This window comes from Streptomyces sp. NPDC127114, from assembly GCF_042677525.1.
Lineage (GTDB): Bacteria > Actinomycetota > Actinomycetes > Streptomycetales > Streptomycetaceae > Streptomyces.
Genome location: NZ_JBHXTJ010000006.1, coordinates 103308 through 127910 on the forward strand (window position 1 = coordinate 103308; position 24603 = coordinate 127910).

Below are 24603 nucleotides of genomic sequence, written 5' to 3' on the forward strand. Positions count from 1 at the left end.
GATGAGCGCGGAGACGTACGACGCCGGCTTCTTCCGGGACTGGATGGCCGCGGCCGCCGCGGCCGTGGACCGGGAGGCGGACCGGCTGACGGAGCTCGACTCGGCGATCGGCGACGCCGATCACGGGGCCAACCTGAAGCGCGGCTTCGCCGCCGTGACGGCGGCCCTGGAGAAGGAGCCGCCGGCCACGCCGGGTGCGGTGCTCACCGGCGCCGGGCGGCAGTTGATCTCCACGGTGGGCGGGGCGTCCGGACCGCTGTACGGGACGCTGCTGCGGCGTACGGGAAAGGCGCTGGGCGACGCGGAACGGGTCTCCCGGCCCGAGCTGGCCGAGGCGCTGGCGGCCGGAATCGCCGCCGTGGCCCAGCTGGGCGGGGCGCAGCCGGGCGACAAGACGATGCTGGACGCGCTGGGACCGGCCGCGGAGGCGCTCGGCGACTCGTTCGCGGCGGCCCGCGAGGCGGCGGAGGCGGGCGCGCTGGCGACCGTGCCGATGCTCGCGCGCAAAGGCAGGGCGAGCTATCTCGGCGAGCGGTCCGTAGGGCACCAGGACCCGGGGGCGACCTCGTCGGCACTGCTGTTCGGGGCGCTCGCGGACGTGGCGGACGCGGAGGGCGCGGCGGAGGTGACGGGGTGAGCGCGGAGACGGCGGGCCGGGTCGGCATCGTCCTGGTCTCGCACAGCGCGGCCGTGGCCGCCTCCGTCGCCGAGCTGGCCCGGGGCCTGGCGGGCGGCGGCGACACCGCCCCGATCCTGCCCGCGGGCGGCACGCCGGACGGCGGACTCGGCACCAGCGCCGAGCTGATCACCGAGGCGGCGAAGGCCGCCGACGGCGGCGCCGGCGTGGCCCTGCTGGTGGACCTGGGCAGCGCGGTACTGACGGTGAAGGCCCTGCTCGCCGAGGGCGACGAGCTGCCGGAGGGCGCGCGCCTGGTGGACGCCCCGTTCCTGGAGGGCGCGGTGGCGGCCCTGGTGACGGCGACGGCCGGCGGCGACCTCGCCGCGGTGACGGCGGCCGCTTCGGAGGCGTACGCGTACCGCAAGGAGTGACCAGGCCCGACGCGCGGGGCCCGACACGGACGCGGGCGACCCGGCCGTCCCGGCCCGAAGGGCCGTGCCGCTCTCCGCGGCACGGCCCTTCCGCTGTGGTGTCCCGGGCCTGGCCACTCCGTCCCCTGAGGTGCCGCACGCGCCGGGACGGCTCCCTCCCCTGACGTGCCGCGGGCGCCGCGACGGCTCCCTCCCCTGTGGTGTCCGGCACATCGCGCCCTCACCGTTATGCAACTTGTTGCACAAGCCTCGGCGGGTCGTCTACAACAGTGCGTGACGACCCCGCGCGAGGAGGCGCCCCGATGGCCCCGAACACCCCGTATCCGCACCTGCTGAGCCCGCTGGACCTCGGGTTCACGACCCTGCCCAACCGGGTGCTCATGGGATCCATGCACGTCGGCCTCGAGGAGGCCGAGCACGGTTTCGAGCGGATGGCCGCCTTCTACGCCGAGCGCGCCCGCGGCGGCGTCGGCCTCATCGTCACCGGCGGCATCTCCCCCAACGAGGCGGGCCGGCCGTGGGACGGCGGCGCCAAGCTGACCACCGCCGAGGAGGTCGCCGAGCACCGCGTGATCACCGACGCCGTGCACGCCGAGGGCGGCCGGATCGCGATGCAGATCCTGCACTTCGGCCGGTACGCCTACCACCCCGCCCTGGTCGCGCCCAGCGCGATCAAGGCCCCGATCAGCCCCTTCGTACCGAACGAGCTCTCCGACGCCGAGGTCGAGCAGACCATCGAGGACTACGCCCGCTGCGCCGAGCTCGCCAAGGAGGCCGGCTACGACGGCGTCGAGGTCATGGGCTCCGAGGGCTACCTCATCAACGAGTTCATCGCCTCCGCGACCAACCAGCGCACCGACCGCTGGGGCGGCTCCTACGAGAACCGGGTCCGCTTCCCCCTGGAGATCGTGCGCCGGATCCGCGAGCGCGTCGGCGAGGACTTCATCGTCGTCTACCGGCTCTCCATGCTCGACCTGGTCCCGGGCGGCTCCACCCTCGACGAGGTGGTCTCCCTCGCCAAGGAGATCGAGGCGGCCGGCGCCACCATCATCAACACCGGCATCGGCTGGCACGAGGCCCGCATCCCCACCATCGCCACCTCCGTCCCGCGCGGCGCCTACACCTGGGTGACCAAGCGACTGATGGGCGCGGTGTCCGTCCCGCTGGTGACCTCCAACCGGATCAACACGCCCGAGGTCGCGGAGCAGATCCTCGCCGAGGGCCGCGCCGACATGGTGTCGATGGCCCGCCCCTTCCTCGCCGACCCGGACTTCGTCGCCAAGGCCGCCGCGGACCGCGCCGAGACCATCAACACCTGCATCGGCTGCAACCAGGCCTGCCTGGACCACACCTTCAGCCTGAAGATCACCTCCTGCCTGGTGAACCCGCGGGCCTGCCACGAGACCGAGCTGGTCCTCTCCCCCACCCGCCTCGCCAAGCGGATCGCCGTCGTCGGCGCGGGCCCGGCCGGCCTCGCCTGCGCGGTCTCGGCGGCCGAACGCGGCCACACCGTCACGCTGTTCGACGCCGGCAGCGAGATCGGCGGCCAGCTGAACGTCGCCAAGCAGGTGCCGGGCAAGGAGGAGTTCGACGAGACCCTGCGCTACTTCCGTGTCCAGCTCGCCGAGCGCGGCGTCGACGTCCGCCTGGACACGCTCGTCACCGCGGCCGACCTCGACGGCTACGACGAGGTCGTCGTCGCCACCGGCGTGACCCCCCGCGTCCCCGAGATCGAGGGCGTCGACCACCCGAGCGTGGTCGGCTACCTGGACGTGCTGCGCGACCGCGTCCCGGTCGGCGAGCGGGTCGCGATCCTCGGCGCCGGCGGCATCGGCTTCGACGTCGCGGAGTTCCTCACGGACGGCGGCGAGGGCGCGAGCCAGGACCCCGAGACGTACTTCCGCCAGTGGGGCGTGGACACCTCGTACGAGTCCCGGGGCGGCCTGCGGGCCCCGGAGCGGCCGCGTCCGCCGCGCCGGGTCCACCTGCTCCAGCGCAAGACCACCAAGGTCGGCGCGGGCCTCGGCAAGACCACCGGCTGGATCCACCGCACCGAGCTGAAGCACCGGGGCGTCACCATGGTCGCCGGCGCGTCGTACGAGCGGATCGACGACGAGGGCCTGCACATCACCGTCGACGGCGAGCCGCAGCTCGTCCCGGTCGACACGGTGGTCCTGTGCACCGGCCAGGAGCCGCGCCGCGGGCTGTACGAGGAGCTGGTCGCCGCGGGCCGGGCCGCGCACCTGATCGGCGGGGCCGACGTCGCCGCCGAGCTGGACGCCAAGCGCGCCATCGACCAGGGCACGCGGCTCGCCGCCGCCCTGTGACGCCGTGGACGGCGCGCGCCCACCGGCCCGCGCCGTCCAGGCCCTTGCTTAGGATGCGCCCATGTCCCTCCCGCACGCGATCCTGACGGCGCTGGTCGAGAAACCGTCCTCCGGCCTCGGGCTGACCCGCCGCTTCGACCGGTCGATCGGCTACTTCTGGTCGGCCACGCACCAGCAGATCTACCGGGAGCTCGGCAAGCTGGAGCAGGCGGGCTACATCCGTGCCCTGCCCGCCGCCGCGCCCGCGCGCGGGCAGAAGAAGGAGTACGAGGTGCTGCCGGCGGGCCGCGCCGAACTCGCGGCCTGGGTCGACACCGCCGAGGACCCCAAGCCGATGCGCTCGGCCCTGCTGCTGCGGATGCGGGCCGCCGCCGTGGTCGGCGGCACCGGCCTGCGGGCCGAGCTGGAGCGGCACCTCGGGCTGCACCGGCGCCAGTTGGACGAGTACCTGGAGATCGAGGTCCGCGACTTCCCGCCGGACCGCCGCTCCGCCGAGCCGGACCGGCTGCGGCACCTGGTGCTGCGCGGCGGGATCGAGCTGGAGCGGTTCTGGGTGCACTGGCTGGCCCAGGCGATCGACGAACTCGCCGAGTCCTCCGGGGAGTGAGGCCGGCCCGGCGTCCCGTCACGACGACGCCGCCCGCCGCCATGCCGCGTCCCGCAGCAGCCGCAGGCCGTTGAGGCCGACCAGGACGGTGGAGCCCTCGTGGCCCGCGACGCCCAGCGGGAGCGGGAGGTGACCGGCCAGGTCCCAGACGACCAGGCCGCCGACGCACACCGCGGCGATCACCAGGTTCTGCACGACCAGTCGGCGGGCCCTGCGGGAGAGGGCAACCACGGCGGGAAGCGCGGCGAGTTCGTCGCGCACGACGACCGCGTCGGCGGTCTCCAGGGCGAGGTCGGAACCGGCCCGCCCCATGGCGACGCCGGTGTGTGCGGCGGCGAGCGCGGGAGCGTCGTTGACGCCGTCGCCGACCATGAGGACGCGGCTGCCGGCCGCCTCCCACTCCCGTACGACGGCGGCCTTGTCCTGGGGCAGCAGTCCGGACCGTACGTCGGCGAGGCCTGCCTCGCGCGCGATCCGTTCCGCCGCGCCCGCGTTGTCGCCGGTCAGCAGTGTGGGCGCGGTGCCGGTGAGCCGGGTGAGGGCGCCGACCGCTTCGGCGGCGCCGCCGCGGAGCCGGTCCGCGAACTCCAGGACCGCGGCGCGTTCGCCGTCGACCAGGACCTCGACGGCGGTGTCGGCGTGCTCGCCGGGTGCCCGGCGGACGGTCACCTCGCGGCCGTCGACGCGGGCCCGTACGCCGCGGCCCGGCTCCGCGGCGAAGGCGCTCGCCTCGGGGATCGCGAGGCCGCGGGCGCGGGCTTCGGCCACGACGGCGCGGCCGAGGGGGTGTTCGCTGGGGAGTTCGGCCGCGGCGGCGAGCGCGAGGGCGGCCGGTTCGCCGTGCACGGCGGTGACGCGGGGGGTGCCTTCGGTGAGGGTGCCGGTCTTGTCGAGGGCCACCCGGTCGACGGTGCCGAGGCGTTCCATGACGACGGCGGACTTCACGAGCACGCCGTGCCGTCCCGCGGTGGCGATGGCGGAGAGCAGCGGCGGCATGGTGGAGAGGACGAGGGCGCAGGGCGATGCCACGATCATGAAGGTCATGGCCCGCAGCAGGGTCTCGGTGAAGTCGGCGCCGAGCGTGAGGGGGACGGCGAGGAGCGCGAGGGTGGCGACCACCACGCCGACGGAATAGCGCTGTTCGATCTTCTCGACGAAGAGCTGGGTGGGTGCCTTGGTGGCGCTCGCCTCCTCGACGAGGGCGACGATCCGGGCGACGACGGTGTCGCCGGCCTCCTTGCCGACGCGTACCCGCAGGGCTCCCGAGCCGTTGAGGGTGCCCGCGTAGACCTCGTCGCCGGGCGCCTTGGCGGCGGGCAGCGGTTCGCCGGTGATGCCGGCCTGGTCGACGTCGCTGCGGCCGGAGAGGACGGTGCCGTCGGCGGGCAGCCGCTCTCCGGGCCGTACGAGGACGGTGTCGCCGACGGCGAGGCCGTCGGCGGCGACCGTCTCCTCCCGGCCCGTGGGGAGGAGCCGTACGGCGGTCGCGGGGGCGAGGTCGAGCAGTCCGCGGACGGAGTCGGCGGTGCGGCGGGTGGCGAGGGCTTCGAGTGCGCCGGAGACGGCGAAGATCACGATCAGCAGTCCGCCGTCGAGGAACTGGCCGATGGCGGCGGCGCCGAGCGCGGCGACGACCATCAGGAGGTCCACGTCGAGGGTCCTCCCGCGCAGGGCGCGCAGTCCGGCGAGCGCGGGTTCCCAGCCTCCGGCGGCGTAGCAGACCGCGTAGAGCGGCCCCCAGGCCCAGGCGGGCGCCTCGGTCAGGTCGAGGGGCAGCGCGCAGAGGAAGGCGAGGGCGGACAGCGCGGCCCAGCGGACCTCGGGCAGGTCGGTGAGGCGGGCGCGCCGCCGGCCGGGTGGTGACGGGGCCGGACGGACCGGTGCGGTGGGCGAGTCGAGGGCCGGGGATGCCATGGGGCACCGCCTTTCGGGAACCGGGGAGGAGGGCGCGGGCGTGCGGGGCCGCGCCGACGACACCACCATACCGGAACACATGAAGAGCTCTTCATCTATTGACAGATAACCGCCGCTACGATGAGCCCATGGGACACGGAGCGACAGGACGGACCACGGCGGCGGCGAGCCTCGACGCGGAGTCCGCGGCCACCATCGCCGAGACCCTCCAGGCCCTCGCCACCCCGTCCCGGCTGATGATCCTCACCCGGCTCCGCCAGGGCCCCTGTGGCGTCACCGAACTGGCCGCCGCCGTCGAGATGGAGCAGTCGGCCGTCTCCCACCAGCTGCGTCTGCTGCGCGCCCTCGGCCTGGTCACCGGGGTCCGCCAGGGCCGCCGGATCGAGTACAGCCTGTACGACAACCATGTCGCCCAACTCCTCGACGAGGCCGTGTATCACATCGAGCACCTGCGCCTCGGCGCCCGCGACGCGGCCCGCGCCACCGTGGATACTGGTCAGTCCTAGACCACGTGGGCCGGTACGGCCCACGGCAGTTCCACAACCCCTACGCGAAAGGGCGAGGATGGCCGACGAGTTGGGACCCCGCAGGACACGTCACGCGGTGGTCGTCGGGGGGAGTCTCGCGGGTCTGCTGGCCGCACGGGTGCTGAGCGAGCACGCCGAGCGGGTCACCGTCGTCGAGCGTGACCGCTATCCGCAGGAGCCGGAGGCCCGTCCCGGCGTGCCGCAGAGCCGGCACCTCCATGTGCTGATCGGGGGCGGGCAGCGGGCGTTCGACGAGTTGCTGCCCGGGTTCACCGCCGAGCTGCACGGGCTCGGCGCGCCGAAGCTGGGCGTTCCCGAGGACATGGTGCAGTGGCAGAACGGGCAGTGGTACGCCCGCACCGAGCCCACCGTGCACTTCTACGCCGGCCCCCGCGAACAGCTCGAATGGCTGGTCCGCCAGCGGGTGTTCGCCGATCCGCGGATCGAGCGGATCGAGGGCACCGAGGCGGTCGGGCTGCTCGGCGACTCCGCCCGGGTGCGGGGCGTGCTGCTGCGCGAGCGCGGCGCGGGCTCGTCGAAGGAGCCGTACCCGCTGGAGGCCGATCTGGTCGTGGACGCCTCGGGCCGCTCGACCCGCGCGGCGGACTGGCTGGCCGGGATCGGAGCGGAGGCCCCGCACGAGGAGACGATCGACACCGGTCTTGCCTACAGCACCCGGATCTTCCGCTCCCCCGCCCCCGACCCGTCCACCGACGCCATCGGCTACTACATCGTGCCCAATCCGGCCCAGGTGTACAGCGGCGTCATCCTGCCGCTGGGCGACGGCCGCCACGTCGTGACGCTCGCCGGGCTGCGCGGCGACGAACCGCCCACGGACGAGAAGCTGTTCGAGGAGTTCGCGCGCCGGCTGCCGCACCCGGTAGTCGCCGACTGGATCGCGAAGGCCGAGCCGCTGACGCCGGTGTACGGCTTCCGCAAGACCGCCAACATCCGCCGCCGCTACGACCGTCCGGGCCGCCGCCCCGCCGGATTCCTCGCGACCGGCGACGCGCTGTGCGCGTTCAACCCGATCTACGGGCAGGGCATGGCCGTCGCCGCGCTGACCGCGCTCGCGCTGCGCGCGGCGCTCGCGGACACCCGGCGCGTGCCGACCACCCGGCGCGTGCAGAAGGCGCTGCTCGACGCGTCGAAGCAGGCCTGGGACATCTCGGCGGGCGCCGACAAGAAGATGCCGGGCGCGACCGGTGACGCCGTGCGCACGGGGGCCCTCGACAAGGTGACCGGCTGGTACCTCGGCCGGGTCGCACTGCGGGCCGCGGCCCACCCGGTGGTCGGCCCGGCCTTCCGTTCGGCACTGCACCTGACCGCACCGCTGACGGCGGTGTTCGCCCCGGCGGTGGTGCGGGCGGCGCTGTTCGACCCGGTGCCGACGACGCCGGGCGAGCCGCCGATGCGGCGCCGCTAGGCCGAGACGGCCCAGGCCTGACCGGCGCGCGGAGGGGAGCGCGCCGCCGGAGTGGCCCCGGGCGGTCAGACGCCCGGGGCCGCCGTCACGACTCCGGCCGCTATCGCGGCGCTGAGCGCCGCGTAGTCGTCGGCGTTCTGGCTCGCGTAGCGGAGCGCGAAGTCGGCCGTCGCGCGGTCGAAGACGTCGGAGGTGCCGAGGTAGGCGGCGATCGCGATCCGGTCGCCGGAGCGGGCGTGGGCCCGGGCGAGGGCCCGCCCGCACAGCCGCGCGTAGTCGCGGAGCAGCGCCGGGGACATGGTCTCGACCTCGGCGGAGCCCTTCATGTCGCGCAACTGGCGCCAGTAGAAGTGCCGTTCCTCGGGACCGGTCATCCAGCCGAGGAAGATGTCACTGGCGGCCTGGATGAGCCGCTGTCCGCTGACGACCCGGTGGCCGTGGTGGGTGTAGGGGCTGGGCGTCAGGTACTCCTCCAGGACCGACTCGCCCGCCTCCTTGATCTGGAGGAAGAGCGGGTCGCCGTCGTCGCGGCCCTCCAGGAGCAGGATGAAGCAGCGGCTGCCGACGCTGCCCACGCCGACGACCTTGCGGGCGGCGTCGACGAAGCGGAAGCGGTCGAGCAGCAGCCGGCGTTCCTCGGCGAGCGAGCTGCGGTAGTCGCTGAAGATCTTGCCGAGCGTGACCCGGTCGATGTCCGTGACGCGCTCGAGGAGCGGCGGGTCGTCGACGATGCGGCGGCCCGCTCCGTCCTTCACGGTGAGCTTGTCGAGGACCTGGAGGCTGGTGCGGCGGCGGGCGCGGGCGAGCCGGTCCTCCAGCCGGCTCCGGTTCGCGGCGCCGCGGACCAGCGCCGTCAGGTCGTCGGCGGCGATCCGCTCGTACCAGACGTCGAGTTCGCCGAGTGCGGCCAGCCGGCGCATGTCCAGCCGGTACGACTCGGCGGCGACCTGCGCGGCGCGGTGGGCCTTGGCCTTGGTGGTGCCGTTCTGCAGCGCGGCCACGGCCACGGAGGCGGCGAGCCGCTTCACGTCCCACTCGAAGGGTCCGGGGAGGGTCTCGTCGAAGTCGTTGACGTCGAAGAGAAGCGTCCGTTCGGGTGAAGCATAGACGCCGAAGTTGAGGAGGTGGGCGTCGCCGCAGAGCTGCACGGTGAGTCCGGTGTGCCGCTGGGCGGCGAGGTCGGCGGCCATGACGGCGGCGGCGCCGCGCAGGAAGGCGAAGGGCGAGACCATCATCCGGCCGTAGCGGATGGGGACGAGGTCGGGCAGCCGGTCGACGGACTCGCGTTCCAGGACGGTGACCGGGTCGGGGCGCTGGGAGGAGGGTATCCAGCGGCCGTGCGAGGAGCGGGGGACGCGCTTGCGGGCGGCCTTGCCCCGCTCCGCCCGTTCGGACGGTGTCGCCATTCGGCCTCACCAGCCTCTCCCCACGCCGCCGTCGGCGGCCGTCGGCACTGCTCCGATGCGATCCATTACACGGCGCGGCGCTCGTTTCGGCCACTCTCCCCGGCGGGACTTCCAGAATGGTTTAGACCAATGATAGGAATTGATCACCCACGCGACTCGGGTGGTCACACCGAGCAATGGTCGACCCGTGCGCGCCGACGCATGGCGGGACCACGCATGACAGAGAGGGTCCGAGACATGGCCGAGCCCGTTCCCGAACACAGGTCGACGGCGACGCTTCCGCTCTATCTCCGGGTGGCCCGCGCACTGCGGGACGACCTCGTCCAGCGCCGCATCTCCCCCGGCAGCCGGCTTCCTTCCGAGCGTCTGCTCGCCCACCGCTACCACGTCAACCGGCAGACCGTCCGCAGCGCGCTCCAACTGCTGCGCGAGGAACGCCTGGTGGTGACGGACCGGCGCGGCACGTTCGCCGCCGAAACCGCCCACGACCGGCGGTCCGCGGCACCCGCGCCCTGCCCGCGCACCTTCCCGGGCGGGCCCAGGGCCACGGACGCGCTGGTCCGCGCCGCCCTCTCGTGGGAGGCGCCGCCGGTGGCCCTCGCCGGCCGGCTGTCCCTGGCGCCCGGCGAACCGACGCTGGTGCACCGCCATGCGGTGCTGACCCCGGCGGGAGAGTCCCTGCAGCGCTCGGTCACCTGGTTCTCCCGGGCCGCGCTGACCGAGATCCCGCAGCTCGGCCGTTACCGGCGGCGGGCCGAGCGCTGCGGGCAGCCCGACCTGCGGCTGCTCTACCACTGGATGCACCAGGCCGGGCTGCGCACCACCCACCGGGAGTCGATCGGCGTCCCGCCCGGCCCGCCGCGGGCGGCCACGGCGGACGGGACGCCGGAGGCGAGCGGGCCGGGCGCGGCCGACGCCGCCCGGCTCCACGTCCACCGGGTGGTGAGCGATCAGCACGGGCACGCCCTGGAGGTCACGGACATCGACTTCGCGGCCCGTACGGGAGCGTGGACCTACGAGTTCGGCGGCTGAACGCGACGCGGGCCCCGGACGGCGCGGGCCCGCGCCAGGGCCTGTCGGGCGGATCACGCCGCGGACCGGCCATGATCCGCCGGACAGGCCCTATGGTCCCCGCCGACCGCGCGCCTCCGTCGGCGTCAGACGATGCCCTCGGCGATCTCCGCCTCCTCGCGGGCACTGCCGTACGACTGCGGCGTGCCGTACGAGCGGCGGGCGACGTACCACCAGACGCTGGCGAGCACGAGCACGACGGCCAGCGCGATCACCGCGTAGTTCATGGTGTCGACGGTGACCGGGGAGCGCTGCGGCAGGCAGAACAGCACGGTGACGAGCGCGACCCAGACGACCGCGATCCATCCGATCGGCCTGCTCCAGCGGCCGAGGTTCCAGGGGCCGGGCACGAACTTCCGGCCCGCGCGCAGCCGCAGCAGGATCGGGATGGCGTAGGCGGGGGTGATCCCGATGACGTTGATCGCGGTGACGGCGCCGTAGGCGGTGGCCGAGTACAGCGACGGCACCGCGAGCAGCGCGGCGACCGTGACGGAGAGCCACACGGCGGGCACCGGCGTGTGGGTGCGGCTGCTCACCCGGCGCCAGAGGGAGGAGCCCGGCAGGGCGTTGTCGCGGCTGAACGCGAAGACCATCCGGCTGGCCGCGGCGACCTCCGCGTTGCCGCAGAACAGCTGGGCCACGATCACCACGAGCAGCAGGGCCTTCGCACCGCCCTCGCCGAGCGCGTCCAGGAGGATCTGGGCGGGCGGCACGCCGGTGGCGGTGTTCTGGGTGCCGGCGTAGTCCTGGATGGCGAAGGTGAGTCCGGCGAGCAGCGCGAAGCCGGCGATCCAGGACGCCCAGATGGAGCGGACGATGCCCTTCGCGGCGGCCACGGACGCGTTGGCGGTCTCCTCCGAGAGGTGGGCGGAGGCGTCGTACCCGGAGAAGGTGTACTGCGCGAGCAGCAGGCCGATGGCGGCCACGTAGAGCGGGTTGGCCCAGCCGGTGTCGTTGACGAACTCGGTGAAGACGAAGGTCGCGGACTGGTGGTGGTCGGGGACGATCGCGAGCGCGCCGACGATGAGCGCGACGCCGCCCAGGTGCCACCAGACGCTGACCGAGTTGAGCAGGCTGACCAGGCGGACACCGTTGAGGTTGAGCACGGCGTGCACGAGCAGGATCGCCAGGAAGATCAGGAAGGTCGACTCCGGGGTGGGCGTGAAGCCCCACTGGAGGTTGAGGAAGGCGCCGGTGAACAGGGCGGCGCCGTAGTCGATTCCGGCGATGGCGCCGAGCAGGCCGAGCAGGTTCAGCCAGCCGGTGTACCAGCCCCAGCGGCGGCCGCCGAGCCGGTCGGCCATGTAGTACAGCGCCCCGGAGGTCGGGTAGGCGCTGGTGACCTCGGCGAGCGCGAGGCCGACGCACAGCACGAACAGGCCGACGCCCGCCCAGCCCCAGAGCATGACGGCGGGGCCGCCGGTGCCGAGCCCGAAGCCGTACAGGGTCATGCAGCCGGACAGGATGGAGATGACGGAGAAGCTGATCGCGAAGTTGCCGAAGCCGCCCATCCGGCGGGCCAGGACGGGCTGGTAGCCGAGCTCCCTGAGCCTGGCCTCCTCGTCCCTCGCGGCCGGTGGCGGCTTGCGTATCGCGTCGGTGGGAGCGGTGCGGGACATGCGTTCCTCCGGGGGAAGGGGACGGACGGGCGCCGTACGGGGGATACGGCGGACAGCGGGGGTGCGGCGCGGGTCGCGCCGCGGTCCTGCGCCGCGGTTCTGCGCGTGGTCCGCGCGTGAGGACGACGCAGGTCGGGGCGCGCGTCGCGACGCGGCGGGCGGCGCGCTTCGCCGCGGGAGGGGAAGCCCGCGGGGAAGGCCTTGGGGGGTCAGGGACCGCCGCGGGCCGCGGGGCCGCCGAGGCAGCGGGCCCGCGCCCGCTGGAAGACCTCCTCGGCGGGGTCGCGCTCGTCGGGGCGGTCGGTGCGGTACGACCAGGGCTGCGGGGTCCAGTACGGCCCCAGGGCCTCGAACACCCGGGCCGCGTCGGGGAACTTGAGGGCCCCGTAGAGGGCGTGCGCCAGGTGGTTGAGGTCGAGCAGGCTGGCCTCGTCGGTGGCGCAGAACAGGAACCAGGCGTCCATGGCGCGGTCCGCGTCGCGCACGGCGTCCTCGGCGACCCAGTGCAGGTCGAGGGCACGCTCGTGGCCGCGCTCGCGCCGGTAGCGCTCGACCCGTACGTACAGCGGCAGGGCGTGCAGGGCCGAGCCGACAGGGGCCGAGGAGGCGGCCCACTGGGCGTAGTTGACGGCCTCGGAGAGCGGTCCCGGGCGGCGGGCGTACACGAACTGGAGCATCCGGTGGTGCGCCTCCCGGTTGTACGGGTCGCGCTTGTCGGCCTCGGCGAGCAGCCCCCAGGGGCCGGGCGGCAGCATGGGCGCGGGCGGCGCGAGCCGGTGCTCCTCCATCCGCTGCTGGGTGTCGAGCACGGAGAGGGCGATCCGGCACACCCAGGGGACGGGGTCGGCCGGGGCGCGGTCGGCGGCTTCGAGGCAGGCGGTCCAGGCCTCCTGCCAGAGCTCGCGGGTGCGGGCGTGGGCGGTGCGGTGGGCGCGTACGGCCCGCTCGACTGCCACGCGCGCGTGCATCACGCCGGCCGCGACGGAGTGGGGTTCCTCGGTGCGCCAGGTCTCGACGACGTCGGTGCCGGCGGCGACGGCGGCGAGGACCTGGGTGCGGCGGGTCCAGCCGGGCCAGCCGGACGTCTCGTCGAGTAATCGGGCCATCGCCACCCAGCGACCGGTGCGCAGCTCCTGTACGGCGCCGCGCAGGGCGTGGTCGTGGCCGGCCGGGTGGTAGACGGGCCGGAAGCCGTGCCCGGCCATCAGGTGGCGGGGCGGGAGGTGGGCGACATGATTCCTCGGTGCGGTGGGCGGAGGGGGTGGTCAGTCCCCAGGGTTGTCCCGGCTGTCCCGGCCGTTGATCGGCGATCACTATAGAGGTTGCCGGATGTGATCGATCCACTTTTCTCCGTGACCGTAACTATCCGGCCAGCGACCGAATTTGACTTGACGTCAGTGTCAGGTCCGGACCTGACGGCCTCTGCCGCGGAGCCTTGACGCGGCGTCCCGGCTGCATCAGGCTGACCGGTTCCACGCCAGGAACGCGATCAAGGACGACCAGGAACCCATGAACGGCAGGGAGTCGCACACATGACGGGCCCGGTACTCGCCGTCGACCAGGGCACGTCGGGCACCAAGGCCCTCGTCGTCTGCCCCGAACGCGGGGTGCTCGGCACCGGCTTCGCCCCGGTCCGCCCGCGCGCCCTGCCCGGCGGCCTGGTCGAGGTCGACCCCCGTGAGCTGTACGACTCCGTCGTCACCGCCGGCCGCGCCGCACTCGCCGAGGCCGGGGAGCCGGCCGTCGCCGTCGGCCTGGCCAACCAGGGCGAGACCGTGCTGGCCTGGGATCCCGCGACCGGCGAGCCGCTCACCGACGCCCTCGTCTGGCAGGACCGCAGGGCCGCCTCCGTCTGCACCGAACTCGCCTCGCACGCAGCCGAGTTGACACGGATCACCGGTCTGCCGCTCGATCCCTACTTCGCCGCCCCGAAGATGGCTTGGATCCGCCGCCACCTCACCGGCGCGGGCGTGGTCACCACCAGCGACTCCTGGCTCGTGCACCGGCTCACCGGCGCCTTCGTCACCGACGCCGCCACCGCGGGCCGCACGGGGCTGCTCGACCTGGACACCGTCGCCTGGTCCGGCACCGCGCTCGACGTCTACGGCCTCGGCGGCGAGCCGCTGCCGCGGGTGGTGGACTGCGACACACCGGTCGGCACCACCACCGCCTTCGGCCCGCCGCTGCCGCTCACCGGGCTCCTCGTCGACCAGCAGGCCGCGCTGCTCGCCCAGGACGTCACCGAGCCCGGCGCCGCCAAGTGCACGTACGGCACCGGCGCCTTCCTGCTCGCCCAGACCGGGCCCGCACCGCGCAGGGGCGACTCCGGACTCGTCGCCTGCGTCGCGTGGCGGCTCGCCGGGCGTACCAGCTACTGCCTCGACGGGCAGGTGTACACGGCCGCGTCCGCCGTGCGCTGGCTCACCGACCTCGGCGTGATCGCCGGCCCCGAAGAACTCGACCCGGTCGGCGGCGCCGTCCCCGACACCGGCGGCGTCACCTTCGTGCCGGCTCTCGCCGGTCTCGCGGCGCCGTGGTGGCGCGGCGACGTACGCGGCGCTGTCACCGGGCTCGGCCTCGACACCGGGCCCGGCCAGCTGGTCCGCGCCCTGTGCGAGGGCATCGCCGCCCAGGTGGCCGAGCTCGCCGGGGCGGCCGCGGCCGACCTCGGGACACCGCTGACCACGCTGCGCGTCGACGGCGGACTGACCCGCTCGACGCTGCTCATGCAGACCCAGGCCGACCTGCTCCAGCGCCCGGTCGAGGTCTCCGCGCTGCCCGACGCCACCGCGCTGGGCGTCGCGGCCGTCGCCCGGCTCGGACACGCGCCGGGACTGGCCGTCCACGAGGCCGTACCGGAGTGGAAGCCGTCGGCCGTGTACGAACCACGCATCAGCGCCGACGAGGCGGCGGACCGGCTCGGCCGCTTCCGTACGGCCGTGGCGGCCCTCCTCGCCGACGGGAGCGGCGCGGCGTGAGCGTGACCCGGCGCGGGATCCTGCCGGACACTGCCGCGCCCGGCGGCGCGTACGACGTCACCGTGGTCGGCGCGGGCGTGGTGGGCTGCGCCGTCGCCCGCGAGCTGGCCCGCTTCCCGCTGCGGGTCGCGCTCGTCGAGGCGGCCGACGACATCGGCGAGGGCAGTTCCAAGGCCAACACGGCGATCCTGCACACCGGTTTCGACGCCGTCCCCGGCTCCCTCGAAGCACGGATGGTCCGCGAGGGCGGGCGGCTGCTCGCCGCGTACGCCGCGGAGACCGGCATCCCCGTCGAGCCCGTCGGCGCCCTGCTCGTCGCCTGGGACGAGGAGCAGCTGGCCACCCTGCCGCGGCTCGCCGACAAGGCCGGGCGCAACGGGCACCACGGCACCCGCCCGGTCTCCGCCGCCGAGCTGTACGCCCGCGAACCGCGTCTCGGCCCCGGTGCGCTCGGCGCCCTGGAGGTGCCCGGCGAGTCGATCGTCTGCCCGTGGAGCACGCCGCTCGCGTACGCCACCCAGGCCGTACGCTCCGGCGTCGACCTCCACCTGGACTGTCGGGTGGAGAAGGTGCGGCCCGGCGGCGCCGGCGAGCCGCACCGGCTCGTCACCCGGCGCGGAGTGCTGCGGACCCGCTTCCTGGTCAACGCCTGCGGGCTGTACGCGGACGCCTTCGACGCGCTGCTCGGGCGGGAGGACTTCACCGTCACCCCGCGGCGCGGCCAGCTCGTCGTCTTCGACAAGTTCGCCCGCGAGCTCGTCCGGCACATCCTGCTGCCCGTGCCCGGCGCCCTCGGCAAGGGCGTGCTGATCGCGCCGACCGTCTACGGCAACGTGATGCTCGGGCCGACCGCCGAGGACCTGGCCGACAGGACCGCGACCGGCTCGACCGCCGAAGGGCTCGCGGCCCTGCGGAGCCAGGGCCGCCGGATCCTGCCGGACCTCCTCGACGAGGAGGTCACCGCCGTCTACGCGGGGCTGCGGGCCGCCACCGGGGCCGAGGACTACCGCGTCGCCGCCCACCCCGGGCTGCGGTACGTCACGGTCGGCGGCATCCGCTCCACCGGTCTCACCGCCTCCCTGGCCCTCGGCCGGCACACGGTGGAGCTGCTCGCCGACGCGGGCCTCGAACTGGGGCCGGAGCGCCCCCTTGCCCCGGTGCGGATGCCGAACCTCGGTGAGGCCTTCCCCCGCCCGTACCGCGACGCCGGTCTCATCGCCCGCGACCCGGCGTACGGCACGATCGTCTGCCACTGCGAGCGGGTGACCCTCGGCGAGATCCGCGACGCGCTCGCCTCCCCCGTGCCGCCCGCGTCCCTGGACGGGCTGCGCCGCAGGACCAGGGCCAGGGCGGGGCGCTGTCAGGGCTTCTCCTGCGGGGCGACGGTCCGCTCGCTGTTCGAGGGGGGCGTCCGATGAGCCCCGGTCCGATGAGCCCCGCTCCGAGGAGCGCGGACGACCGCGACGGCCTCGCCGGACGGGACGGACCGAACGGGTCCGACGGGTGCGCCGGATCCGACGGGCGCGACGGCTCCCGGCGGCGGACGGTCGACGTCCTGGTGGTCGGCGGCGGACCTGCGGGGCTCGCCGCCGCGGCGCGGCTCGCGGCTGCCGGCGCGGGCCGGGTCGAGGTGCTCGAACGGGAGCGGGCGGCGGGCGGGGTGCCGCGGCACTGCGGGCGCGGCGGCTTCGCCGGGTTCACGGGGCCGGTCTTCGCCCGTCGCGCGGTGCGCGCGGCGGTCCGGGCCGGGGCGGCACTGCGGACCGGGGTCGGCGCGACCGGCTGGGCGGGGCCGCTCACCCTGGAGGTGACGGCGCCGACCGGTCCCGAGCGGATCACCGCCCGTGCGGTGGTGCTGGCGACCGGTGCGCGTGAACGGCCGCGCAGTGCCCGCCTGGTGCCGGGCGCGCGGCCCGCCGGGGTGCTGAGCACCGGCGAACTCCAGCAGTCCGTCGAGCTGTTCGGCCTCCGTGGCGAGCGGATCGGTCGCCGCGCGGTCGTCGTCGGTTCCGACCCGGTCGCCCGGCACGCGGCCCGTACGCTGCGCGGGGCCGGGGTCACGGTGGTGGCGACGGTCGCCGACCGGCCGTACGGGCCGTGCCTGGGCGGCGGACCCGTGCTGCGCGGGGCGACGGTGGTCGAACTCGTGGGCCGGGGGCGGCTCTCGGGTGTGGTGGCACGCGGCGCGGACGGCCGTACCGGTCTGCTGCGCTGCGACACGGTGGTGTTCACCGGTGACTGGCTGCCGGATCACGAAGTGGCCCGCTCCGGCGGCGTGCCGCTGGACCCGGGCACGCGCGGTCCGTCGGTCGACCCGGGCCTGCGCACCTTGGTGCCGGGCGTGTTCGCGGCGGGCAACCTGCTGCGGGGCGTCGAGCCCGCGGGGGTCGCGGCGGCCGAGGGCCGCCTGGTGGCGGACGCCGTCCTCGGCCACCTGGCGGGCGCGCCCTGGCCCGGCCCCGGTCTCTTCCTGCGCGCCGAGGGCGCACTGCACCACCTGTCCCCCGGCCGCCTCGCCGCCGCCCCGTCCGCCGGCCCGGCGCCCACCCTGCTGCTCCGCCCCGCGCAGCGCCTCGTGTCCCCCGTCCTGACCGTCCACCAGGACGACCGCGTGCTCTACGAGCACCGCGTCCAGGCCCTGCTCGAACCCCACCGCTCCCTGCGCCATCCGGCCCACTGGTCGACGACCGCGGACCCCACGGGCGGCCTGGTGCGGATACGCCTCTCCGGCGGAGCCGGGGCGTGGCCGGGACCCGGCCCGGCCTGATCGGCGGGCCGCCTTCGGGCGGGGGTCGAGGGGGAATCGGGGGTTCAGCGGGATTCGGTCAGGGTGGTTTCCATGCGGTCGAGGAGGTGGGGCCAGCCCTCGCCCATGCCCTCCAGGGCCTGGCGGCCCATGGGCGAGTCGAGGTCGAAGCCCGTGTGGGTGAGGAAGAGCCGGGTCCCCGTGCCCTCGGGGACGAGGCGCCAGGTGATGGTGGTGTCGAGGGAGCCCTCGGCGAAGCGGTAGGCGAGGAGGCGTTCGGGCTCGACCTCGGTCACCTCGCAGGGCTGGTGGCCCCAGCTGCCCATGTCGAGGGTGAAGCGGTGGCCGACCACGGGCTTGACGTCGCCCGCCGCCCACCAGCGGGCGTGCAGCCCGGGGTCGGTGAGGGCCGTCCAGACGGCCGCGGGCGGGTGCGGGAGGAACTTCGCGCACTCGATGGTGCCGTCGGTGTCGTTCCCGGGCTTGTCGTTCATGTGTCGTTCTCCTCGTCCAGCAGCTCGGCCAGGGCGTCCAGGCGCTGCTTCCAGTAGTGCTCGAAGGGGTGCAGCCACGCACCGACCTCGGCCAGCCGGGCCGGCTGGAGGTGGTAGTAGCGGTGGCGGCCGCGCGGCTCCTCGCGGACCAGTCCGGCGGTCTTGAGGACGGCCAGGTGCTCGGAGACGGCCGGGCGGCCGAGCTCGAACATCCCGGCCAGCTCGCCCGTGGAGCGAGGCCCCTCCCGCAGGGTTTCCAGCAGTCTGCGGCGCACCGGACTGGCCAGCACGCCGAACACGTCGGTGGGCATGCGGCCACGATACGTCGGGTTTTCCCGACGCGTCAAAGTTTCCCGACGCGTCAAGCTTCCGGATGCGTCACGGGGCCCGATGCTTCAAGAGTGGCCTGATGCGTCGGCTCGCATGCGTGTACGGGGCCACGCAGGGGTGTGCACGGCCGCCGGGTCCGCCACACTGAGCCGTATGCCCGGGAAGCGCAGCGCAGGTCTCCTTCTCTTCCGCCGGACGCCGGACGGCACGGCACAGGTGCTCATCGGCCATATGGGCGGCCCCTTCTGGTCCGCGCGTGACGCCGCCGCCTGGTCCATCCCCAAGGGCGAGTACGAGCCCGACGAGGAGCCGCGGGCCGCGGCCCTCCGGGAGTTCGAGGAGGAACTGGGGCTGCCCGCCCCGGACGGCGAGTGGGTCGCGCTCGGCGAGTCCCTGCAGAGCAACGGAAAGCTCGTCACCGTGTGGGCGCTGGAGGGCGATCTCGACCCGGAGCAGGTCGTGCCGGGGACCTTCACCATGGAATGGCCGCGGGGTTCGGGCGTGCTGCGGGAGTTCCCGGAGATCGACCGCGTCGGCTGGTTCGGCCTGGGACAGGCCGAACCGCTCCTGGTCGCGGGACAACGGGTGTTCCTGGAACGGCTCGACGCGTATCTGGACGGCGCGGGTTAGGCGGTCGTTGCGGAGCGGCGGGCCGGCCGGAGGTGAGGGCGCGGCCGTCGGGTCCGTGGGCGGGCGCGTCCCGCGGGCCTCGCCGGGGGCCGGGTTCGGGCCCGTTGTCAGACCCGTGCGAGAGGGTGGGGTGAGACAGCCTCAGACCGTCGAGAGGGAGCCCGACATGACGACCGTCACCGGACGCGAGCGCGCCGCAGCCCAGGCCTATCTCCGGCTGCTCGAATCCACCCAGGCCGTGCTCTCCGACCCGCGGCTCGAGCCGTACGCCGCGGCGATGCTGACGCATCCGATGGCGGAGGCGGACGCGGCCCTGCGGGCGGCGGGCCTTTCCGGCAACGAGGCGCATCTGTTGCGCCTGGTCGCGGCGCTGCGGGCCTCCCCCGCCGCCGAGCGGGGAAGGGCCCGGTGAAGCGGCGGGCCCCTCCCGTCAGCCGAGGCGGACCGGGAGGGCGCGCACGCTGTTGCCGACGAAGCCGGCGTGCCTGGCCAGCCCGGCCTCGGGGACCGCGAGGTCGAGGTCCGGGAAGCGGGTGAAGAGGGCCTCCAGGGCGAGGGTCGCCTCCAGTCGGGCGAGCGGTGCGCCCAGGCAGTAGTGGGGCCCGTGGCCGAGCGAGAGGTGCTTGACGGCCGGGCTCCGGGTGACGTCGAAGCGGTCGGCGTCCGGGCCGTACGCCTTGGGGTCGCGGCCCGCCGCCGAGTAGCCGGCGAGCACCGGTGTGCCCCGGGGGATCAGGGTGCCGTCGACGGTGAGGTCGTGGACGGGATAGCGGAACGGGAAGTAGCTCACCGGGCTGTCCCAGCGCAGCGTCTCCTCCACCACGTCCGCCCAGCCGGCCCGGCCCTCCAGGACGTGGGCGAGCTGGTCGCGGTGCGCGCACAGCGCGCGTACGGCGTTGGTGACGAGGTTCAGGGTGGTCTCGTGGCCCGCGATGATCAGCAGGACCATCGTGCCGATCAGCTCGGGCTGGCTGAGCCGGTCGCCGCCCTCGTCGCGGGCGGCGATGAGGGCGCTGATGAGGTCGTCGCCCGGCTCCCGGGCCTTGTCGGCGGCGATGGCGGCGAGCAGTTCGACCAGCTCGCGGTTGGCGGCGACGGCCTGCTCGGGGCCGATGTCGGTGGCGACGACCTGGCTGGAGAGGTGGTGGAGCCGGTCCTGGTGCTCCTCGGCCACGCCGAGGAGTTCGCAGATGACGCCCAGCGGCAGCGGCAGGGCGTAGTGGCGGCGCAGGTCGGCGACGCCCTCACCGGCGCGGGCCGCCTCGGCGAGGTCGTCCAGCAGGTTCGCGGTGACGGCCTCGACGCGGGGGCGCAGTTCCTCGATGCGGCGCGGGGTGAAGGCCTTGCTCACGAGGGAGCGCAGCCGTCGGTGGTCGGCGTCGTCCGCGGTGGTCATGCCCTGGACGGTGGCGAAGGTGCGCAGCGGCCAGCCCTCGGGTATCCGCCCCTCGGCGAGGGCGGTGAAGTGCCGGGCGTCCTTGCCGACTTCGGGATGGGAGAGGAAGTCGCGCAGGGCATCGTGGCCGAGCACCACCATGCCCTCGACGTCGCCGGGCAGCAGCACCGGGGCCACGGCGCCCCGGGCGAGCAGCCTGGCGTTGTCGGCGTGCGGGCAGCCGCCGGCCGGGTCCAGGCGGTGCGGTGCTCCGCCCCCGGGGGCGGTGTGCGGGCTGTTCACGGAAGGCACTCCTGACTGCGGAAGCAGGCCGGACGGAACCGGAGCGGACCGGCGTCGAGGACGGCGCCATGACCGGTCAGGGACCGGCACCGTATCGCCGCGGGACCGACACCGGTCGGACACGAACGGTCAGATCCTAGGGTCAACAAGGGCGGTGCCGGGTGGAGTCGTGCCGCCTGCGGCGTCGCCGCCCTGCTGTCGCGGGCGGCGGCCGTGGAGCTCCGCGAGGCCGCGGCGGGTGGCGGCCACCACGACCCGGTCGCCCGGCCCGAGGACGCGCCCGGCTGGCAGCTCCGTCACCGGGCCGTAGCCGGAGCGGCTCAGCGGCACCCCGGCGTCGCCGCGGGCGATCACCCGCCAGGCACCGGGCTCCAAGGCCTCGGCCGCCATCCGCCCGTCCAGGAGCGGGTGGCCGGCGACGTCGAGCGCCGCGAACAGCAGCACCCGCCGCTCGACCGGGATGGCACCCAGGACCTGGCGGCCCATCATCGCCCCGGCGAACGAGGGTGCCGCGAGGTGGGAGACGCTGCGGCTGCGGGTGAGGGCACCCGGGTGGACCGTGCGCAGGGTGCGGTAGACGGCGGTGGCGAAGTCGTCGTCGTACAGCCGCAGCGCGACCCGGAGCTCCGGGCTGATGGAGCGGGCGTGCAGCGCGGCCTCCAGGTTGGTGATGTCGACGCTGGTCAGGGCGAGCAGGGCGCGGGCCCGGTGGATCCGGGCCGCTTCCAGGACGCCCTCCTCGGTGACGTCGCCGATGACCGTGGGCACCCGCAGCCGGCGGGCGAGGGCGAGTCCGCGTGCCTCGGGGTCGGCCTCCACGCAGACCACCGGGATGTTCATCCTCCGCAGCCGGGCCAGCACCCGGGTGCCCACCTTGCCGAGGCCGAGCAGCACCACGTGGCCGGAGAGGCCCCGGGGCGGCCGGCGCAGCGTGGTCGCGCTGCGGAAGGTGCCGAAGGCCTCCAGGAGCGCGGCGATCACCACCGGCAGCAGGAGCAGTCCGACGAATCCGGCGAGGATCTGGAGGAGTTGGCGACCTGTCGGCTCGCCGACGGCGGGATCGCCGATGGCGAAGACGTCGAGCAGGACCAGATAGGCCGCGTGCAGCGGGTGGTCGCCGGTCGTGAGGGTGGAGGCCAGGGCGAGGCCGACGACCGCGGCGAGGACTCCGGCGAGCGACCAGCGCAGCCGCCGCGAGAACAGCGAGCCGACCGGAAGTCCGGAGCCGCCGAGCCAGCCGGAGGCCTGCGCGGGTCCCTCGTACCGCACCGTCTCGAGTGCGACGATGCCCCGCCCGGTGGCGGCGGCGACCTCGGCGTCCCCGGGCAGCAGCCGCGGCCCGAGCTCGCCGCTGCGCTCGGATCCCTCGCAGCCGGCCGGGTCGCTGGTGGTCGACGAGAGCAGCGCGAGGGTGCACAGGCCCGGGTCGGCGACCTCGCCACGGGCGGGCGGGGTGCGGTCGACGGCGTGCAGCAGCAGTCCGCCGGCCTGGATCACCTTCTTGCTGCCGGAGACGGCGGTCGCGGCGAGCGCGGGGGCGGCGGTGTCGGCGTCGGACAGCACGGTGGTGGCCGCGTCGAGCTTCTCCGGGTCGAGTCCCGGTTCGGTGACGGCCGCGGCCTGGTCGAGCAGGGTGGCCAGGTGCTGGCCGAGCTTGCGGTTGTAGAGCCGGATGACCAGACGCAGCCGCGGGTTGAGGCGGCGCGCGGTGAGCGCGGCGCGGATGTTGCGCTCGTCGTCCTCGAAGACCAGGGCGAGCGCGGCGGCCCGTCCGATGCCGGCGTCGAGCAGCACGTCGTCGTCGACCTCGGTCGTCTCCACGACCCGGATCGACCGGCCCGGGCCCGTCCCGGACGCGCCCGGTCCTCCCGGGCCGCCCGGCCCGGCGGACGGGCCGGCGGCCCCGGAGGAGCCGGAGGCGCCGCTTCCGCCCGCGCCCGTCGCCGTCCGGGTCACCGCCGCGGTGACCCGCCCGAAGAAGGCCATCGCGCGCCCCGTACGGGCGACGGGCCGGTCGGGCGTGCCGCCGGGCGCCGGGACGAGCAGGGTGACGCGCTCGCCGTACATCTCGTGGAGTTCGGCCGCGAGACGGTGGGCGAGGACGTCGTCACCACAGACGATCATGTGTTCGGACGACGCGGGAGCGAGGTCGGCGGAGGCAACGGGCCTGCTCTGGTACGGGAGTGAGGGCACGTCACCAGGATGCCCTGCCGCACCGACAGTCCGGCCGGCCCCCTGCCCCGGTGCGAGCGGACACGCCGGGGACCGCGCGACGCGCCACCGTTCGGCACGCCCGCTACGCCGGTCGGCGCACTTGGATCTGCGGCACGGTGGACGCGTTCCTACGGTGGCTGAATGATCGTCACGTCAGCTGTCCGTCATACCGCCGCCGGTGCCGCGGCGCTGCTGCTCGCCCTGCCGGTCCCCTTCGCCCCGGCGGTCTACGCCGCCTCGGCCGCTCGTCCCGCCTCGCCCGCCTCACGTGCCGCGGCCGCCGCAACGGCCGCCGCGGAGCCCACCCCGCCCGCGCGCCGTTTCGTGGACCCGGCACGGCTCGACCGCCCGGGCACCCAGGTACAGCCGCTGCGGGGCGCGCCGGCGCTGCCCTCGGTCTCCGCCCGCTCCTGGCTGGTGGCCGACGCCTCGACGGGCGAGGTCCTCGCGGCCCGCAACGCCCACAAGCCGCTGCCGCCCGCCAGCACGCTCAAGGCGCTGTTCGCGCTCACGGCGATGCCGCACCACGACCCTGACGAGCGCCATACGGTCGACGACGCCGAGCTGAACGGCATCGGCGAGGGCAGCAGCCTGGTGGGCGTGAAGGAGGGCTACACGTACAAGGTGTCCGATCTGTGGAACGGGGTCTTCCTCAGTTCCGGGAACGACGCCGTGCACGTGCTCGCCGCCATGAACGGCGGCTGGAAGTCGACGGCCCGCCAGATGCAGGAGAAGGCCCGCGCACTCGGTGCCCGCGACACGCGGGTGGTGTCCCCGGACGGCTACGACGCGCCGGGCCAGGTCTCCTCCGCGTACGACCTGGCGGTGTTCGGCCGGGCGGGCCTCCAGGACCCGCAGTTCGTGCGCTACTGCTCGACGCCGTACGCCGACTTCCCGGCGGGCTCGTGGTCGTACGGCATCGCCAACACCAACCGGCTCCTCACCGGCGCGGACGGCGTGGCCCGCTACCCGGGACTGATCGGCGTGAAGAACGGCTACACCAGCAACGCGGGCAACACCCTGATCTCGGCGGCCAGGCGCGGCGGCCGGACGCTGGTGGTGTCGGTGATGAACCCCCAGTGGGGCGGCGGACTCGCGGTCTACGAGGAGGCCAGGTCACTGCTCGACTGGGGCTTCGCCGCCGCGGGCCGGGTCCAGCCGGTCGGCTCGCTGCAGCCGGCCAAGGAGCCGGGCAAGGCGCACGACACGGAGCGGGTGCGGACCCGGGAACAGGCGGGTGACAGCACACGGGAGCGGGAGCGCAAGCAGCCGGAGGCACGGGCGCAGGCCGGCCCTGAGGCGGGCGACGAACTGCGACTCATGGCTTCCACCGGCGGCACGAGGACGGCCCCGCAGACGGCCCCGCAGACGGCCCCGCAGACGGCCGGCGCACGGGCCACCCCCGAGAAGGCCGCCCCGTCCGGCACCGCGGCCGGCCTCCCGCTGGCCCTCGTGGGCGCGGCCCTCGGCGCGGCCCTCTCCCTGTGGCTGTGGCGACGCTTCGGAGCACGCGGCAACTGAACGCCGGGGCGGCGGTCCGCACCGGGCCGCCGTGAGGGATCTGTCCGAGCGGTCCGGCTGCGGCA

General features: G+C 74.9%; 21 protein-coding genes. 13 read left to right on the forward strand and 8 right to left on the reverse strand.

Annotated elements, in window-relative coordinates:
• Window position 1 precedes the first annotated feature (1 nt).
• From dhaL to ACFVGS_RS08705, 4 genes are all read left to right on the forward strand, one after another.
• Window positions 2-637 carry a dihydroxyacetone kinase subunit DhaL gene (gene dhaL / locus ACFVGS_RS08690; protein ID WP_385691695.1) on the forward strand — a complete coding sequence of 212 codons (636 nt, stop codon included), beginning with the start codon at window positions 2-4 and terminating at the stop codon, window positions 635-637.
• Entirely contained in the window at window positions 634-1050 is a 417-nt protein-coding gene (locus tag ACFVGS_RS08695) for a PTS-dependent dihydroxyacetone kinase phosphotransferase subunit DhaM (RefSeq protein WP_384414222.1), read from the forward strand. The genes dhaL and ACFVGS_RS08695 overlap by 4 nt, the downstream gene beginning before the upstream one ends.
• Before the next feature lie 302 nt (window positions 1051-1352).
• Window positions 1353-3377 (forward strand): FAD-dependent oxidoreductase, encoded by a 2025-nt coding sequence (locus ACFVGS_RS08700; RefSeq protein ID WP_385691698.1) that lies wholly within the window; start codon window positions 1353-1355, stop codon window positions 3375-3377.
• Window positions 3378-3438: 61 nt separating this feature from the next.
• Window positions 3439-3984, forward strand: coding sequence for a PadR family transcriptional regulator (locus tag ACFVGS_RS08705; RefSeq protein ID WP_385691701.1), 546 nt, complete (start codon window positions 3439-3441; stop codon window positions 3982-3984).
• 18 nt (window positions 3985-4002) lie between these two features.
• On the opposite strand, the gene ACFVGS_RS08710 is transcribed toward ACFVGS_RS08705, so the two are convergent.
• Window positions 4003-5898, reverse strand: coding sequence for a heavy metal translocating P-type ATPase (locus ACFVGS_RS08710; protein ID WP_385691703.1), 1896 nt, complete (start codon window positions 5896-5898; stop codon window positions 4003-4005).
• A 128-nt stretch (window positions 5899-6026) separates the two neighbouring features.
• Here ACFVGS_RS08710 and ACFVGS_RS08715 point away from each other — a divergent pair, with 128 nt between their 5' ends.
• The gene (locus ACFVGS_RS08715) at window positions 6027-6404 is read left to right on the forward strand and encodes an ArsR/SmtB family transcription factor (protein ID WP_384414210.1); all 378 of its coding nucleotides are present in this window, start codon (window positions 6027-6029) and stop codon (window positions 6402-6404) included.
• Window positions 6405-6462: 58 nt separating this feature from the next.
• Window positions 6463-7851: an NAD(P)/FAD-dependent oxidoreductase gene (locus tag ACFVGS_RS08720; RefSeq protein WP_385691705.1), complete on the forward strand. Its 1389-nt coding sequence runs from the start codon at window positions 6463-6465 to the stop codon at window positions 7849-7851.
• Window positions 7852-7916: 65 nt separating this feature from the next.
• Here the strand turns inward: ACFVGS_RS08720 and ACFVGS_RS08725 are convergent, their stop codons facing one another.
• A complete protein-coding gene (locus tag ACFVGS_RS08725; protein WP_385691708.1) occupies window positions 7917-9257 on the reverse strand; it encodes a DUF2252 domain-containing protein in 1341 nt (446 codons plus the stop codon).
• A 237-nt stretch (window positions 9258-9494) separates the two neighbouring features.
• On the opposite strand from ACFVGS_RS08725, the gene ACFVGS_RS08730 reads away from it, so the two are divergent.
• Complete coding sequence (locus tag ACFVGS_RS08730) at window positions 9495-10289, forward strand: GntR family transcriptional regulator (protein ID WP_384414201.1); 795 nt, start codon at window positions 9495-9497, stop codon at window positions 10287-10289.
• A gap of 125 nt (window positions 10290-10414) precedes the next feature.
• Here ACFVGS_RS08730 and ACFVGS_RS08735 read toward each other — a convergent pair whose 3' ends face one another.
• A complete protein-coding gene (locus tag ACFVGS_RS08735) occupies window positions 10415-11947 on the reverse strand; it encodes an amino acid permease (RefSeq protein ID WP_384408081.1) in 1533 nt (510 codons plus the stop codon).
• 209 nt (window positions 11948-12156) lie between these two features.
• The gene (locus tag ACFVGS_RS08740; RefSeq protein ID WP_384408083.1) at window positions 12157-13152 is read right to left on the reverse strand and encodes a hypothetical protein; all 996 of its coding nucleotides are present in this window, start codon (window positions 13150-13152) and stop codon (window positions 12157-12159) included.
• Between the two features lie 327 nt (window positions 13153-13479).
• On the opposite strand from ACFVGS_RS08740, the gene ACFVGS_RS08745 reads away from it, so the two are divergent.
• Genes ACFVGS_RS08745 through ACFVGS_RS08755 form a run of 3 tightly spaced genes read left to right on the forward strand, consistent with a single transcriptional unit; the run spans window position 13480 to window position 17692 of the window.
• Window positions 13480-14925 (forward strand): FGGY family carbohydrate kinase, encoded by a 1446-nt coding sequence (locus ACFVGS_RS08745; RefSeq protein WP_385691712.1) that lies wholly within the window; start codon window positions 13480-13482, stop codon window positions 14923-14925.
• Window positions 14922-16343: an FAD-dependent oxidoreductase gene (locus ACFVGS_RS08750; RefSeq protein ID WP_385691715.1), complete on the forward strand. Its 1422-nt coding sequence runs from the start codon at window positions 14922-14924 to the stop codon at window positions 16341-16343. The genes ACFVGS_RS08745 and ACFVGS_RS08750 overlap by 4 nt, the downstream gene beginning before the upstream one ends.
• A gap of 11 nt (window positions 16344-16354) precedes the next feature.
• Window positions 16355-17692 (forward strand): FAD-dependent oxidoreductase, encoded by a 1338-nt coding sequence (locus tag ACFVGS_RS08755; protein ID WP_385691717.1) that lies wholly within the window; start codon window positions 16355-16357, stop codon window positions 17690-17692.
• 44 nt (window positions 17693-17736) lie between these two features.
• On the opposite strand, the gene ACFVGS_RS08760 is transcribed toward ACFVGS_RS08755, so the two are convergent.
• Window positions 17737-18165, reverse strand: a complete 429-nt coding sequence (locus tag ACFVGS_RS08760) for an SRPBCC domain-containing protein (RefSeq protein WP_385691720.1) — start codon at window positions 18163-18165, stop codon at window positions 17737-17739.
• Window positions 18162-18476, reverse strand: a complete 315-nt coding sequence (locus ACFVGS_RS08765) for an ArsR/SmtB family transcription factor (protein ID WP_385691722.1) — start codon at window positions 18474-18476, stop codon at window positions 18162-18164. Before ACFVGS_RS08765 ends, ACFVGS_RS08760 begins: the two co-directional genes overlap by 4 nt.
• Window positions 18477-18648: 172 nt before the next feature.
• Here ACFVGS_RS08765 and ACFVGS_RS08770 point away from each other — a divergent pair, with 172 nt between their 5' ends.
• Complete coding sequence (locus ACFVGS_RS08770; protein WP_385691725.1) at window positions 18649-19125, forward strand: NUDIX domain-containing protein; 477 nt, start codon at window positions 18649-18651, stop codon at window positions 19123-19125.
• Window positions 19126-19291: 166 nt separating this feature from the next.
• Window positions 19292-19537, forward strand: a complete 246-nt coding sequence (locus tag ACFVGS_RS08775) for a hypothetical protein (RefSeq protein ID WP_384408096.1) — start codon at window positions 19292-19294, stop codon at window positions 19535-19537.
• 18 nt (window positions 19538-19555) lie between these two features.
• On the opposite strand, the gene ACFVGS_RS08780 is transcribed toward ACFVGS_RS08775, so the two are convergent.
• Together ACFVGS_RS08780 and ACFVGS_RS08785 are read right to left on the reverse strand one after the other, a co-directional pair.
• A complete protein-coding gene (locus ACFVGS_RS08780) occupies window positions 19556-20803 on the reverse strand; it encodes a cytochrome P450 (RefSeq protein WP_385691728.1) in 1248 nt (415 codons plus the stop codon).
• Between the two features lie 129 nt (window positions 20804-20932).
• The gene (locus tag ACFVGS_RS08785) at window positions 20933-22927 is read right to left on the reverse strand and encodes an NAD-binding protein (RefSeq protein ID WP_385691939.1); all 1995 of its coding nucleotides are present in this window, start codon (window positions 22925-22927) and stop codon (window positions 20933-20935) included.
• Between the two features lie 231 nt (window positions 22928-23158).
• Here ACFVGS_RS08785 and ACFVGS_RS08790 point away from each other — a divergent pair, with 231 nt between their 5' ends.
• Entirely contained in the window at window positions 23159-24538 is a 1380-nt protein-coding gene (locus tag ACFVGS_RS08790; protein ID WP_385691730.1) for a D-alanyl-D-alanine carboxypeptidase family protein, read from the forward strand.
• Window positions 24539-24603 lie beyond the last annotated feature (65 nt).